This is a genomic window from Streptomyces sp. NPDC093546 (genome assembly GCF_044765045.1).
Taxonomy (GTDB): Bacteria; Actinomycetota; Actinomycetes; order Streptomycetales; family Streptomycetaceae; genus Streptomyces.
Window position 1 is genome coordinate 435,733 of the sequence record NZ_JBIWJG010000005.1, and the last position, 12,500, is coordinate 448,232.

The following is a 12,500-nucleotide window of genomic DNA, read 5'->3' on the forward strand; positions in this document are numbered from 1 at the left end:
CACCTGCACGGCTGACCGAACCGACCCGTACCCCTCCCGCATCCTCATCACCGCTTGACCAAATCACCGCTTCACGAAGGGTCTTCATGCGCAAGCTCGTCTACTACATCGCCTCCACCCTCGACGGCTTCATCGCCGGCCCGGACGGCGCGGACCCCACGGGCCCCGACGGTTTCTTGCCGATCACGCCGGACTACATCCAGCACATGGTCACCACCTACCCCGAGACCCTGCCCGCCGGTGCCCGTCAGGCGCTGGGCGTCACGGCCGAGGGCACGCACTTCGACACCGTCCTCGAGGGCCGCAAGAGTTACGAGATCGGCCTGGCGGCCGGCGTTCCGGACGCCTACCCGCACCTGCGTCACCTCGTCTTCTCCACCACCCTCACCGAGGTGCCCGCCCCGGCCGTGGAACTCGTCGCCGGCGACCCGGTGGCGAAGGTCCGCGAGCTGAAGCGGGAGGACGGCAAGGACATCTGGCTCGTCGGCGGAGCGCAGTTGGCAGGTGCCCTCTACTCCGAGATCGACCGGCTGATCGTCAAGCTCAGCCCCCTCACCATCGGAAACGGCATCCCCCTCTTCTCCCGCGACGCCACCTTCGACCCGCGCGGCTGGCGGCTCACCGACCACACCGCACTGGAGAACGGCGCCTTCTTCCTCACCTACGACCGGTGAGGTGCGCGTAGGCGACCACGTTGCCCTGGTAACCGGTCTTCGCGTCGAACCCGCCTCCGCAGGTGATCAGGCGGAGTTCGGCGCGGTCCGCGGCGCCGTAGACCTTGTGGTCGGGGAAGTCGTCGTTGTCGTACACCTCGACCGCGTCGATGGTGAAGACGGCGGTGCGGCCGTCGAGGCGGGTGACCTCGACGCGGTGGCCCTTCCTGAGCGCGCCGAGGGCGTAGAAGACGGCGGGGCCGTCGGCGTTGTCGACATGACCGGCGATGATCGCGGTGCCCTTGGCGCCGGGCGGCGTGCCGTGCTGGAACCAGCCGGCGATGTTCGGGTCGCCGACGGGTGGGACCTCCAGGCTGCGGTCGGGGGCGAGGCCGAGGCGCATGACGGGCGCGTCGACGTCGATTTCGGGGATGCGGACGCGGACCGGCGCGGAGGGGGGCAGGGGGTCGGCGACGGCCTCGGTCCGCTGGAAGTGCGGGCCGGCGGCGAAGGCCTCGGCGGCCGAGGGCGCGGGCGGCGTGATGTCGGCGGAGCCGTTCTGGATGAGCCACACGCCGATGAAGGCGGCGATCGCCAGGCCCCATCCCTTTCCGCCGCGGCTCTCGCTGTGGTTGCCGTCGGCGTTGCCGCTGCCGCTCCAGTCGCTGTTGCCGCCTGTGCTCATCGTGGCTTCCCTGGGGTACCGGTGGTGCTCCCCGCCCGCGCCACGGCCTCGGGGCGCGCGCGGCGGGGGCGGGGAGCGGAGCGGCGGGTCAGTGGCCCTGCGCGCCGCTCGCCCGGCGGCGCAGGAGCCAGATCCCGCCGACGGCGGTCGCGGCCAGGACGGCCGCACCCGCCGCGATCTGGACGGTGTCGGGGCCGACGCTGCCCCCGACACCGGTCTTGACGTGTCCGCTCGGGACCTGGCCGGCACCGGTCTCCTTGCCGCCGGTGGCGGTCCCGGTTCCGGTTCCGGTCCCGGTCCCGGTCCCGGTTCCGGTTCCGGTGCCGCCGGTGTCGGTGCCGCCCGTGCCGCTGCTCCCGCCGGCGTGCGTGACGCCCAGGTCGCCGGTGGCCGTCTTGCCGTTCTCGCAGGCCACGCTGATGGCGTACGTCCCCGGCTTGGCGTGTGCGGGCACCTTGAACTGCCCGATCACCACCTCTTTGTGGGTGCCGGGCGCCAGCTTGAACTCGCCGGCGCCCAGGGTGCCCGCGTCGCCGACACCCTTGCCGTTCTTGCCGCACGCGGTGGTGTTGACCGTGACGGTCTGGCCCGGGGCGGCGGTCGACGGGTAGACCTCCAGCTGTCCGAGGTCCCCGGCGTACGCGGGCGGTGAGGCCACGGCGATGCCGCCGAGCGAGGCGACCGCCAACGCGGTACCGGACAGCAGGCGGGTGGTGGTGCGCATGAGGGGTCCTCCGGGCGCGAGGGGCGGTGTGTCCTTGTCCCATGGGTAGGCCGCGGCCTCCGTGCCCGCATGCCGATGCGCCGTCACATGCGTGTCGTCACGCCGTCCGCGTACGAGTGTTTCCGCAGGTCACGGCGGGGCGCGCGGTTCAGGTGCCCTGCTCCGGACCGGACGCACCGAACGGGTGACCCCGCCCGGCGAAAGAAGGGCTTGACCTCAAGTTTGGTTGAGGTAGGAGGCTCCTCGGCATGGACATCAACAACGCCACTCCGCAGATTCACGCCACGCCGAACCACGCCGCTCCGCTGAAGCTCGCCGTCATCGTCGCCAGCAACCGCGAGGGCCGCTTCGGGCCCGTCATCGCCGACTGGTTCCTCTCCCGGACCGCCGAGCGCGACGACTTCGCCGTCGACGTCGTCGACCTCGCCGTCACCGACCTGCCCACCGCCCTCTCCTCCACCCCCGGCCCCGCCGCCCGCGCCGCACTCGCCGAGGTCAGCCCCAAGCTCGCCGACGCCGACGCGTTCGTCGTCCTCACCCCCGAGTACAACCACTCCTTCCCCGCCGCCCTCAAGAGCCTCATCGACTGGCACTTCAGCCAGTGGCAGGCCAAGCCGGTCGGCTTCGTCTCCTACGGCGGGATGTCCGGCGGCCTGCGCGCGGTGGAGCAGCTGCGCCAGGTCTTCGCCGAGGTGCATGCCGTCACCGTCCGCGACACCGTCTCCTTCCACAACGCCCACGGCCACTTCGACGAGACCGGCCGGCACAAGGACCCCACCGGCCCGGACGCCGCCGCCAAGACGATGCTCGACCAGCTCGCCTGGTGGGCGCACGCCCTGCGCGACGCCAAGTCCGTCCGCCCGTACGCGGGCTGAGGCGCGCGCTCCCATGGTGCTGACCCGACTGCTGGGCGCCCGCCTGCGCCCGTACCGGCGGACGATCGCGCTCCTCGTCCTCCTCCAGCTGATCCAGTCCCTCGCCACCCTCTACCTGCCCACCCTCAACGCCGACATCGTCAACAACGGCGTCCTGCGCGGCGAGACCGGCCACATCCTGTCCACCGGCGGCGTCATGCTCGCCGTAACCCTGCTCCAGGTCGTGGCCGCGGCCGCCGCCGTGTACTGCGCCGCCCGCGTCGCCATGGGCGTCGGGCGCGACCTGCGGTCCGCCGTCTTCCGCCGCGTACAGGACTTCTCCGTACGGGAGATGGGGCGCTTCGGCGCCTCGCCCCTGATCACCCGCACCACCAACGACGTCACGCAGGTGCAGACGTTCACCGTCCTCGCCCTCACCCTGCTCGTCGCCGCGCCGCTGATGTGCCTCGGCGGCATCGCGATGGCCGTCGGCCAGGACGTACCGCTCGCGCTGCTCCTGCTCGTCTTCGTACCGCTGCTCGGCGGTTCCGTCGGGCTCATCGTCCGCCGCCTGCCGCCGCTGTTCCGGAGCCTGCAAGGGCGGCTGGACACGGTCAACCGGGTGCTGCGCGAGCAGATCACCGGCATCCGCGTCATCCGCGCCTTCGTCCGCGACCGGCACGAGCAGTACCGTTTCGCCGGCGCCAACGCGGAGCTGATGAACGTCGCGCTGCGCGCCGGGCGGCTCATGGCGCTGATGTTCCCGACGGTGCTGCTGGTCTGGGAGGCGGCCACCGTCGCCGTCATCTGGTTCGGCGGGCTGCGGCTCGACTCCGGCTCGCTGCAGGCCGGTTCGCTGATCGCCTTCCTTGGCTACCTGATGCAGATCCTGATGGCCGTGATGATGACGCTGTTCCTGATGATGCAGCTGCCGCGCGCCGAGGTCAGCGCCGAACGCATCCAGGAGGTGCTCACCACCGTCCCGTCCGTCGCCCCGCCCCCCGCGCCCGTCCACGCACTGCGCCCCGCCCGCATCGACATCCGCGCGGCCGACTTCAGCTACCCGGGCGCCGAGGAACCGGTGCTGCGCGGCGTGGACCTCGTCGCCCGCCCCGGCCGCACCACCGCCGTCATCGGCTCGACCGGCAGCGGCAAGAGCACCCTGCTCAACCTGGTGCCCCGGCTCTTCGACGCGACCGGCGGCGAGGTCCGCGTCGGCGGCGTCGACGTCCGCGACCTGGAGCCCGAGGCGCTGGCGCGCACGGTCGGGCTCGTACCGCAGAAGCCGTACCTCTTCTCGGGGACCGTGGCCACGAACCTGCGGTACGGGAATCCGGGCGCGACGGACGAGGAGCTGTGGCACGCGCTGGAGGTGGCGCAGGCCGCCGACTTCGTACGGGAACTGGCGGAGGGGCTGGACGCCCCGGTCTCCCAGGGCGGCACCAACCTCTCCGGCGGACAGCGCCAGCGCCTCGCCATCGCCCGCGTGCTGGTGGCCCGGCCGGCCGTCTATCTCTTCGACGACTCGTTCTCGGCGCTGGACTACGCCACGGACGCGCGCCTGCGGGCCGCGCTGGCGGCGGAGACGGCGGACGCGACGGTCGTGATCGTCGCCCAGCGCGTGTCGACGATCCGCGACGCCGACCGGATCGTCGTCCTCGACGAGGGCCGCGTCGTCGGCACCGGCACGCATGACGCGCTGCTGCGGGACAACCACACGTACCGGGAGATCGTGTTCTCCCAGCTGAGCGAGGAGGAAGCCGCGTGAACGCGGAGGAGGAGAGGGACGGAGGCACCGGCCGTGGCCGGGGCCGCGAGCGCGGAGCAGGGGTCGAGAGAGTGCCCGAGCGGCGCGCCGCGCCCGAGCGGCGGGGACCTGCCGTGCAGCGGGGGCCCGGCATGGTGGCCGCCCCGTCCCTCGAACGCTCGCTGGACTTCCGCCGCTCCGGGCTCCGGTTGCTGCGCACGTTCACCCCCGAGCGCCGCCTCGTCCTCGGGGTCCTCGCCGCCGGCACCGCCGCCGTCGCACTCGCCGTCACCGCGCCCAAGATCCTCGGCCACACCACCGACCTGGTCGTGGGCGGCGCGGCGACCCCCGCCGGTGTCGACTTCCGGGCCGTCGGCGAGGTCCTCGCCCTCGCCGTCGGCGTCATCGCCGCCTCCTCCGCCCTCACCTGGGTGCAGATGCGGCTCGCCATGACGGCCGTCCAGCGGACCGGTCACCGGCTGCGTGAGCTGGCCCAGGAGAAGCTGGCGCGGCTGCCGCTGGCGTACTTCGACAAGCAGCCGCGCGGTGAGATCCTCAGCCGCGCCACCAACGACATCGACAACATCACCCAGACCATGCAGCAGGCCTTCAGCCAGATGGTCCGCGCCCTGCTCACCCTCACCGGCGTGCTGGCGATGATGTTCTGGATCTCGCCCCTCCTGGCACTCATCGCGCTCGCGACCGTCCCCCTGTCCGTGGTGGTCGCCACCCTCATCGGCAAGCGTGCGCAGCCGCAGTTCGTCCGCCAGTGGGCTGTCACGGGCAAGCTCAACGCCCACGTCGAGGAGATGTACACCGGCCACGCGGAGGTGCTGCTCTTCGGCCGCAAGCGGCAGGCCGTCGAGGCCTTCGACGAGCTCGGCGAGCAGCTGTACGCGGCCGGCTTCCGCGCCCAGTTCATGTCGGGGCTCATCCAGCCCGCCACCGCCTTCGTCGGCCACCTCAACTACGTGCTGATCGCGGTCGTCGGCGGGCTGCGCGTGGCGTCCGGGACGCTGTCGATCGGCGACGTACAGGCCTTCGTCCAGTACTCGTACGAGTTCAACGGCCCGATCACGCAGGTCGCGGCCATGGCCAACCTCCTCCAGTCCGGGGTGGCCTCGGCCGAGCGGGTCTTCGACCTGCTGGACGCGGAGGAGGAGGGGGAGGACGAGGAGGAAGAGGCGTGGACCCCGGCCCTGACGACACCCACCCGCAAGCACGGGAAGGCCGGGAAGGCCGGGCAGGTCGTCTTCGAGAAGGTCGCCTTCCGGTACGAGCCGGGCAAGCCCCTCATCGAGGACCTGTCGCTGACCGTCGAGCCCGGCCAGACCGTCGCGATCGTCGGCCCCACCGGCGCCGGCAAGACCACGCTCGTCAACCTGCTCATGCGCTTCTACGAGACGACCGCGGGCCGCATCCTCCTCGACGGTGTCGACGTGTCGACGATGTCCCGGCGCGAACTGCGCTCCGGCATCGGCATGGTGCTCCAGGACACCTGGCTCTTCGGCGGCACGATCGCCGACAACATCGCGTACGGCGTGCCGGGCGAGGTGCCGCGCGAGCGGATCGTGGAGGCGGCCATGGCCACCCACGCGGACCGCTTCATCCGCACCCTCCCCGACGGCTACGACACCGTCATCGACGAGGAGGGCGCGAACCTCAGCGCCGGCGAGAAGCAGCTCCTCACCATCGCCCGGGCGTTCCTCGTCGAGCCGTCCATCCTCGTCCTCGACGAGGCCACCAGCTCCGTCGACACGCGTACCGAGCTCCTCATCCAGCGCGCGATGGCGTCGCTGCGGGCGGGCCGGACGTCGTTCGTGATTGCGCACCGGCTCTCCACCATCCGGGACGCGGACGTGATCCTGGTGATGGAGGCGGGCCGCATCGTGGAGCAGGGCACGCACGACGAACTGCTGGCGGCCGGGGGTGCGTACGCTCGGCTGTACGCGGCGCAGTTCGCCGCCGCGGTGTAAGCGAGCACGACGCGCGGAGGAGAGACGACCGTGACCCTGGCCCTGACCGTCCTCACCACGACCGACAGCGCCGAGAAGGCCGAGGAGCTCGCCCGCGGCGCGGTGGAGGCGCGGCTCGCCGCCTGCGCGCAGATCTCCGGCCCGGTCACCTCCGTCTACCACTGGAAGAACGCCATCGAGACCAGCCAGGAGTGGCAGGTGTTCTTCAAGACGACGGAGGCGTGTTACGACGCGCTCGAGGCGCACCTCGTCGCGGCGCACGACTACGACACGCCGGAGATCATCGCCATGCCGGTGGTCCAGGGCAGCACGGGCTACCTGGCGTGGCTGCGGCAGGAGACGTCGGCGAAGTGACCGAGCTGCCGTTCTTCGTGTACGGGACGCTGCGCCCGGGCGAGCACAACCACGACCTGTTCCTGCGCGGCCGTACGGCGGCGGAGGAGCCGGCCTGCCTGCCCGGCGCGCTCCTGTACGACGGCCCCGGCTACCCCTACCTGGTGCGGGACGCGGGGCCCGGCGAGGTGGCGGGGGAGCTGGAGGAGGTGGCGGGGGAGCTGGTCAGCGCGGCCCCCGGCGAGTACGCCGCCCTCCTCTCCGTACTGGACGCGCTGGAGGAGTACCTGGGCCCCGGCCACCCGCTGAACCTGTACGAGCGCGAGGTCTGCGACGTACGGCGGACGCGGGACGGGCGGACGTTCAGGGCCTGGGTGTACGTCGCGGCGCCGGCGGCGCGGCTCGGCCGGCCGATAGCGGGTGGCGACTGGCTCAGCCGTCGGTCGCTGGAACCGGGCCGTCCGCGGCTTCGGGAGCGGCTTGGAGAGGTACCGCGGCTTCGCGAGGAACCGCCGCTTCGAGACGTACCGCGCACACCTTGAACTCCGGCATGCGGGAGGTCGGGTCGAGGGCGGGGTTGGTGAGGGTGTTGGCCCGGCCCTCGCCCGCCCAGTGGAACGGCATGAAGACCGTGTCCGGCCGGATGCCGGTGGTGATGCGGGCAGGGGCCACGGCCCGCCCGCGCCGCGACACGACCGCCACCGGCTCGCCCTCGGCGACGCCGAGCCGCTCCGCCAGCCGGGGGTGCAGCTCCACGAACGGGCCGGGCGCGGCGGCGTTCAGCTCGGCGACACGCCGGGTCTGGGCGCCGGACTGGTACTGCGAGACGACACGCCCGGTCGTCAGCACCACCGGATACTCGTCGTCCGTCTCCTCGCCCGCCGGGCGGTGCGTGACGGGTACGAAGCGGGCCCGCCCGTCCGGGGTGGCGAACCGCTCCAGGAAGAGACGCGGCGTGCCGGGGTGCGCGGGCTCCGGGCAGGGCCAGAAGACCCCGTCCTCCTCGGCGATGCGGCGGTAGCTGATGCCCGCGTAGTCGGCGGGCCCGCCGGCCGAGGCGCGGCGCAGCTCGTCGAAGACCTCTTCGGGGTCGGTGGGGAAGCCCTTCTCCCAGCCGAGCAGCTCGGCGAGGGCGTTCAGGACCTCCAGGTCGCTGCGTACGCCCTGCGGGGGGTCGATGGCGCGGCGGCGGAGGATGACGCGGCCTTCGAGGTTGGTGAGGGTGCCGGTCTCCTCGGCCCACTGGGTGACGGGCAGGACGACGTCGGCGAGCGCGGCGGTCTCCGACAGCACCACATCGGCGACGGCGAGGAAGTCGAGGGACTCGAGCCGCTCCTGAATGTGCGCGGCGCGCGGCGCGGACACGACGGGGTTGGAGCCCATGAGGAGGAGGGCCTTGATGTCGGTGCCGAGCGCGTCGAGGAGTTCGTAGGCGCTGCGGCCGGGCCCGGGGAGGCTGTCGGGGTCGACGCCCCAGACGCCGGCGACGTGGGCGCGGGCGGCCGGGTCGTCGAGCTTGCGGTAGCCGGGCAGCTGATCGGCCTTCTGGCCGTGCTCGCGCCCGCCCTGCCCGTTGCCCTGGCCGGTCAGGCAGCCGTAACCGGACAGGGGCCGGCCGGCGCGGCCGGTGGCCAGGCACAGGTTGATCCACGCGCCGACGGTGTCGGTCCCCTTCGACTGCTGCTCGGGCCCGCGGGCGGTCAGCACCATCGCGTTGTCGGTGTCGCAGAACAGCCGTACCGCCTCGCGCAGCTGCGGCACCGGCACGCCGGTGATGCGCTCCACGAGCGCGGGCCAGTGGGACATGGCCGCGGCGCGGGCGTCGGCCCAGCCGGTCGTACGCTCCCGGATGAAGTCCTCGTCCGTGCGGCCCTCGGCCACGACCAGGTGCAGCAGCCCGAGCGCGAGCGCCAGATCGGTGCCGGGGCGCGGCGCCAGGTGCAGATCGGCCTGCTCGGCGGTACGGGTGCGGCGCGGGTCGACGACGATGAGGCGGCCGCCGTTCTCCTTCAGCTCGGTCAGGTAGCGCAGGGCGGGCGGCATCGTCTCGGCGAGGTTCGACCCGACGAGGATCACGCAGCCGGTGCGCGGGATGTCCTCCAGGGGGAAGGGGAGCCCCCGGTCCAGGCCGAAGGCCCGCTGGTGCGCCGCGGCGGCGGAGGACATGCAGAAGCGGCCGTTGTAGTCGATCTGGGAGGTCCCGAGGACGAGGCGGGCGAACTTGCCGAGCGCGTACGCCTTCTCGTTGGTGAGCCCGCCGCCCCCGAAGACCCCGACGGCGTCGGCCCCGTGGCTCTCCCTGGTGCCGCGCAACCCGTCGGCGACGGTACGCAGGGCCTCCTCCCAGGTGGCCGGCTCGAGCCTGCCTGTGGCGGGGCGTCGGACCAGTGGCCCGGCCAGCCTGGCCTGGGAGGAGAGCACCGCGGGCGCGGTACGTCCCTTACCGCACAGGGCTCCCCGGTTCACGGGGAAGTCCGCGCGCTCCACCACCTCGACGACCTGTCCGGCGACGCTCTGCCCGGTGCTCTGCCCGGCGCCCTCTCCGGTGCCTTGACCAGTGGGCCGCAGGTTCATCCCGCACTGCAGGGAGCAGTACGGACAGTGCGTGGGGGTGGTGACGGTGAGCATGCCCCCGAGCATGCGACGCCTGTGTTACGCCTGCGCACCCGCCGCATTACGCCTCCGGTACGTCCCTCTCCATCTGGCGGGGACCAACCGGTGAGCCGCGAGCCGCAGTGGGGGCGGAGCCCCCGGTTCGGGGAAGGGGCGGGGCCGGGGTGGGGGAGGGCCACCGTCAAGGAGACGCCAGCGCCTCCGCCACGCCGCTCTCCTCCCGCCCCAGAAACCTCGGATCCGGCCTGAACACGGCGTCCACCGCCGCCTTCCCCGCCGCCGCCAGCTCCCGCACCTCGCCGTAGTACCAGACCGAGTCGTGCGGCTCGGCGACGCCGACCCCGTACGAATCGACGCCCGCCGCCCGGCACAGCGTCACGGCCCGCTGGATGTGGAAGCCCTGCGTCACCAGGACGGCCCGGTCGACGCCGAAGACCTTCTTCGCGCGCACGCACGAGTCCCACGTGTCGAACCCGGCGTAGTCGCTGACGATCCGCCCGTCCGGCACCCCCCGCTCCTTCAGGTACGCGCGCATCGCGTCGGGCTCGTCGTACTCGACGCGGCTGTTGTCCCCGGTGACCAGCAGCACCTTGACCTTGCCGTCCCGGTACAGCTGCGCGGCCGTGTCGAGGCGGTGGGCCAGGTAGGGGGTGGGCCGGCCGTTCCACAGGCCCGCGCCGAAGACGACGGCGACGTCGTGGGCGGGGATGTCGTCGGCGGTGCGCAGCCGGCTGTCGGCGACGGCGTGCATCCATGTCGCGGGTGCGAGCGCGAGCACACAACCGAGCATGACGGCCTGCACCAGCCGCCGCTGCCCCCGCCGGCTCCGTGGCAGCAGCGACAGCCGCGTGCGACGCATGTACGAACCTCCCCTTGGTGTTCCCGCCCTGCCCTCTCCGACGCGAAAGGACCGCGCGCGGTTCACTCGATGACGGTTCAGCCGGCAACCCGGCCCGCCGTACGACGGCTTCGACCGACAATCGGCACGTCGTACGACGGCTTCAGCCGGCAACCGGCCCCCCCACCCGGCCGCCTGACCGACCCGGCCGCCGCCGCCCGGCTCGGCCCACGCCGGACCCAGCCGCCGCCCGGCTCAGCCCGCGGCCGGCTCCGCCCCCGGCGGCCGCCTCCCGTACAGCAGGCTCGCCAGCCCGGCCCCGAGCAGCCCGCCGACGAGCTGCGCCGCGATGAAGCCCGGGAGGGAGGCCGGGGCGATCCCGGTGAAGGAGTCGGTCAGGGACCGGCCGACCGTCGCCGCCGGGTTGGCGAACGACCCGGACGACGTGAACCAGATCGCCGCCGCGATGTACGCCGCGACCGCCACCGGCGCCAGCCCCGCACGTCCGATCCGGTCCAGGCCCTGGATCAGCAGGACCAGCCCGGCCGTGGCGACCGTCTCGCCGAGCAGCAGGTGCCCGTCCGACCGCATCTGGGTGGACCAGCTGCCGGGCGCCCGCCCGAACATCGCCTCGGCGAGCAGCGCGCCGGCGACCGCGCCGGCCAGCTGCGCGCCGATGTACAGCGCCACCTCGCGGCCGAGCAGCCCGTCCCCGTCGCGCCGCCGCGTCCACCAGACGCAGAGGGTGATGACGGGGTTGAGGTGCGCCCCGGAGACCGGCGCGAACAGCGCGATGAGCAGGCCGAGTCCGATCGCCGACGCCAGCGAGTTGGCCAGCAGCCGCACGCCGACGTCGTCGCTGAGTGCGCTGGCCTGTAGGCCGGAGCCGATGATGACGGCGACCAGTGCCGCGCTGCCGACGAGCTCGGCGACTGCGCGGCGGGGCAGAGCCCGGTCCGTAGCCATGAGTACCCCCCAAGTCCCGATTCAACGGAAAATATATTCCGTGTTTCGGAAAGTTCGATAGGGGGCAGGGTAGCGGGACCACTCCTGTCACTATCGCCACATGGATCTGGACGTGGACCTGGGCCGGGAAGCAGCCGCCCGGAACAACGCCGAGTGGTGCGATGCGATGTGCCGGGCCCACGGCCTCGCAGGCGGGACGTTCGGCGACCGCGCCTGGACACACCCGCGGCGCACTCCGCCGTACTACCCGAACGCCGTCACCCTCGCCCCCGGCGCATCGGACGCCGAGATACGCGACATGCTGGACGCTGTCGACCGCAGCACGCCCGGCTGCTCGGTCAAGGACAGCTTCGCGGAGCTGGACCTGACGCCACACGGCTTCGAGGTGCTCTTCGAAGCCCAGTGGATCCATCGCCCCGCAGCCCTCCCCGTCCCGGGGCCGGTCACCAGCGCCTGGGAGCCGGTCGAGACCGCCGCCGAGCTCGCCGCCTGGGAGACGGCCTGGAACGGCGGCGTACGCATCGGCCTCTTCCGCCCCGCGCTGCTCGCCCACCCGGCGACCACGGTCCTCGCCGGCCGCGCGCCGGACGGCCGTATCGTCGCGGGCGCCGTCGTCAGCCGCATCGCCACCGCCAGCGTGTCCGCCGGTGCCACGGGCGTGGTCGGCGTCTCGAACCTGTTCGGCCCCGACGCCTGGCCCGGCTGCCTCACCGCGATCGCCGACCGCTGGCCGGGCATGCCGGTCGTCGGGTACGAGCACGGTGACGACCTCGCAGCCGCCCTGCGTCACGGCTTCACGGCCACCGGCCCCCTCCGGGTCTGGCTCTCGTCATCAGCCGACCCCGGCCCTGACATCGCCCCCGACCCTGGCTCTGCCACTGCGCCCGACCATGCCGCCGACAGCAGCGAGCGGGACGCCGCCGATGCGTAGACGGACGCGGCCAGCCACGCCCGCGCGTAAGCGCCCGAGTCCGCGGGCAGCAGGCGCCCCAGCGCGTCCAGGCTCCGTGCCGTCGCCGCGTCCTCGAGGTCCCGGGCACAGCGCGCACCGGTCGTGAGACCCACCGCGAGCAACCGGCGCGGCAGGTCGCCGTCGGCCGCGGCCGCCGCG

11 protein-coding genes and 1 pseudogene are annotated in these 12,500 nt (G+C 73.0%); 7 read left to right on the forward strand and 5 right to left on the reverse strand.

Annotation, left to right across the window (positions count from 1 at the left end; translation table 11 throughout):
* The first annotated feature begins 86 nt into the window (after positions 1-86).
* Positions 87-674, forward strand: coding sequence for a dihydrofolate reductase family protein (locus tag ACIRNI_RS14565; protein WP_403551484.1), 588 nt, complete (start codon positions 87-89; stop codon positions 672-674).
* On the opposite strand, the gene ACIRNI_RS14570 is transcribed toward ACIRNI_RS14565, so the two are convergent.
* Positions 658-1,338: a class F sortase gene (locus ACIRNI_RS14570; RefSeq protein ID WP_403551485.1), complete on the reverse strand. Its 681-nt coding sequence runs from the start codon at positions 1,336-1,338 to the stop codon at positions 658-660. The genes ACIRNI_RS14565 and ACIRNI_RS14570 overlap by 17 nt on opposite strands.
* 88 nt (positions 1,339-1,426) lie before the next feature.
* Positions 1,427-2,062 carry a hypothetical protein gene (locus ACIRNI_RS14575; protein WP_403551487.1) on the reverse strand — a complete coding sequence of 212 codons (636 nt, stop codon included), beginning with the start codon at positions 2,060-2,062 and terminating at the stop codon, positions 1,427-1,429.
* Between the two features lie 248 nt (positions 2,063-2,310).
* Between ACIRNI_RS14575 and ACIRNI_RS14580 the strand changes: the two genes are divergently transcribed.
* From ACIRNI_RS14580 to ACIRNI_RS14600, 5 genes and pseudogenes are all read left to right on the forward strand, one after another.
* Positions 2,311-2,937 carry an NADPH-dependent FMN reductase gene (locus tag ACIRNI_RS14580; RefSeq protein ID WP_403551489.1) on the forward strand — a complete coding sequence of 209 codons (627 nt, stop codon included), beginning with the start codon at positions 2,311-2,313 and terminating at the stop codon, positions 2,935-2,937.
* A 16-nt stretch (positions 2,938-2,953) separates the two neighbouring features.
* Positions 2,954-4,684: an ABC transporter ATP-binding protein gene (locus ACIRNI_RS14585; RefSeq protein WP_403551628.1), complete on the forward strand. Its 1,731-nt coding sequence runs from the start codon at positions 2,954-2,956 to the stop codon at positions 4,682-4,684.
* Positions 4,681-6,639 (forward strand): ABC transporter ATP-binding protein, encoded by a 1,959-nt coding sequence (locus ACIRNI_RS14590; protein WP_403551491.1) that lies wholly within the window; start codon positions 4,681-4,683, stop codon positions 6,637-6,639. Before ACIRNI_RS14585 ends, ACIRNI_RS14590 begins: the two co-directional genes overlap by 4 nt.
* 30 nt (positions 6,640-6,669) lie before the next feature.
* A complete protein-coding gene (gene cutA, locus ACIRNI_RS14595; protein WP_403551493.1) occupies positions 6,670-6,993 on the forward strand; it encodes a divalent-cation tolerance protein CutA in 324 nt (107 codons plus the stop codon).
* Positions 6,990-7,415, forward strand: a pseudogene (locus ACIRNI_RS14600) (gamma-glutamylcyclotransferase family protein); the annotation flags it as partial. The gene cutA and the pseudogene ACIRNI_RS14600, both read left to right, overlap by 4 nt.
* Here the strand turns inward: ACIRNI_RS14600 and ACIRNI_RS14605 are convergent.
* The 3 genes from ACIRNI_RS14605 to ACIRNI_RS14615 form a co-directional block, all read right to left on the reverse strand.
* A complete protein-coding gene (locus ACIRNI_RS14605) occupies positions 7,405-9,600 on the reverse strand; it encodes a molybdopterin oxidoreductase family protein (protein ID WP_403551494.1) in 2,196 nt (731 codons plus the stop codon). The pseudogene ACIRNI_RS14600 and the gene ACIRNI_RS14605 overlap by 11 nt on opposite strands.
* 166 nt (positions 9,601-9,766) lie before the next feature.
* On the reverse strand, positions 9,767-10,444 hold the full coding sequence (locus ACIRNI_RS14610; RefSeq protein WP_403551496.1) for a vancomycin high temperature exclusion protein: 678 nt from the start codon (positions 10,442-10,444) through the stop codon (positions 9,767-9,769).
* A gap of 234 nt (positions 10,445-10,678) precedes the next feature.
* Complete coding sequence (locus ACIRNI_RS14615) at positions 10,679-11,389, reverse strand: aquaporin (RefSeq protein WP_403551498.1); 711 nt, start codon at positions 11,387-11,389, stop codon at positions 10,679-10,681.
* A gap of 100 nt (positions 11,390-11,489) precedes the next feature.
* On the opposite strand from ACIRNI_RS14615, the gene ACIRNI_RS14620 reads away from it, so the two are divergent.
* Entirely contained in the window at positions 11,490-12,320 is an 831-nt protein-coding gene (locus ACIRNI_RS14620; protein WP_403551500.1) for a hypothetical protein, read from the forward strand.
* Positions 12,321-12,500: the final 180 nt, after the last annotated feature.

Bases quoted from the DNA above. Each gene is read 5' to 3' on its own strand.
- ACIRNI_RS14565 (WP_403551484.1), top strand. From the start codon at position 87: ATGCGCAAGCTCGTCTACTACATCGCCTCCACCCTCGACGGCTTCATC.
- ACIRNI_RS14570 (WP_403551485.1), bottom strand. From the start codon at position 1,338: ATGAGCACAGGCGGCAACAGCGACTGGAGCGGCAGCGGCAACGCCGAC.
- ACIRNI_RS14575 (WP_403551487.1), bottom strand. From the start codon at position 2,062: ATGCGCACCACCACCCGCCTGCTGTCCGGTACCGCGTTGGCGGTCGCC.
- ACIRNI_RS14580 (WP_403551489.1), top strand. From the start codon at position 2,311: ATGGACATCAACAACGCCACTCCGCAGATTCACGCCACGCCGAACCAC.
- ACIRNI_RS14605 (WP_403551494.1), bottom strand. From the start codon at position 9,600: ATGCTCACCGTCACCACCCCCACGCACTGTCCGTACTGCTCCCTGCAG.
- ACIRNI_RS14610 (WP_403551496.1), bottom strand. From the start codon at position 10,444: ATGCGTCGCACGCGGCTGTCGCTGCTGCCACGGAGCCGGCGGGGGCAG.
- ACIRNI_RS14615 (WP_403551498.1), bottom strand. From the start codon at position 11,389: ATGGCTACGGACCGGGCTCTGCCCCGCCGCGCAGTCGCCGAGCTCGTC.
- ACIRNI_RS14620 (WP_403551500.1), top strand. From the start codon at position 11,490: ATGGATCTGGACGTGGACCTGGGCCGGGAAGCAGCCGCCCGGAACAAC.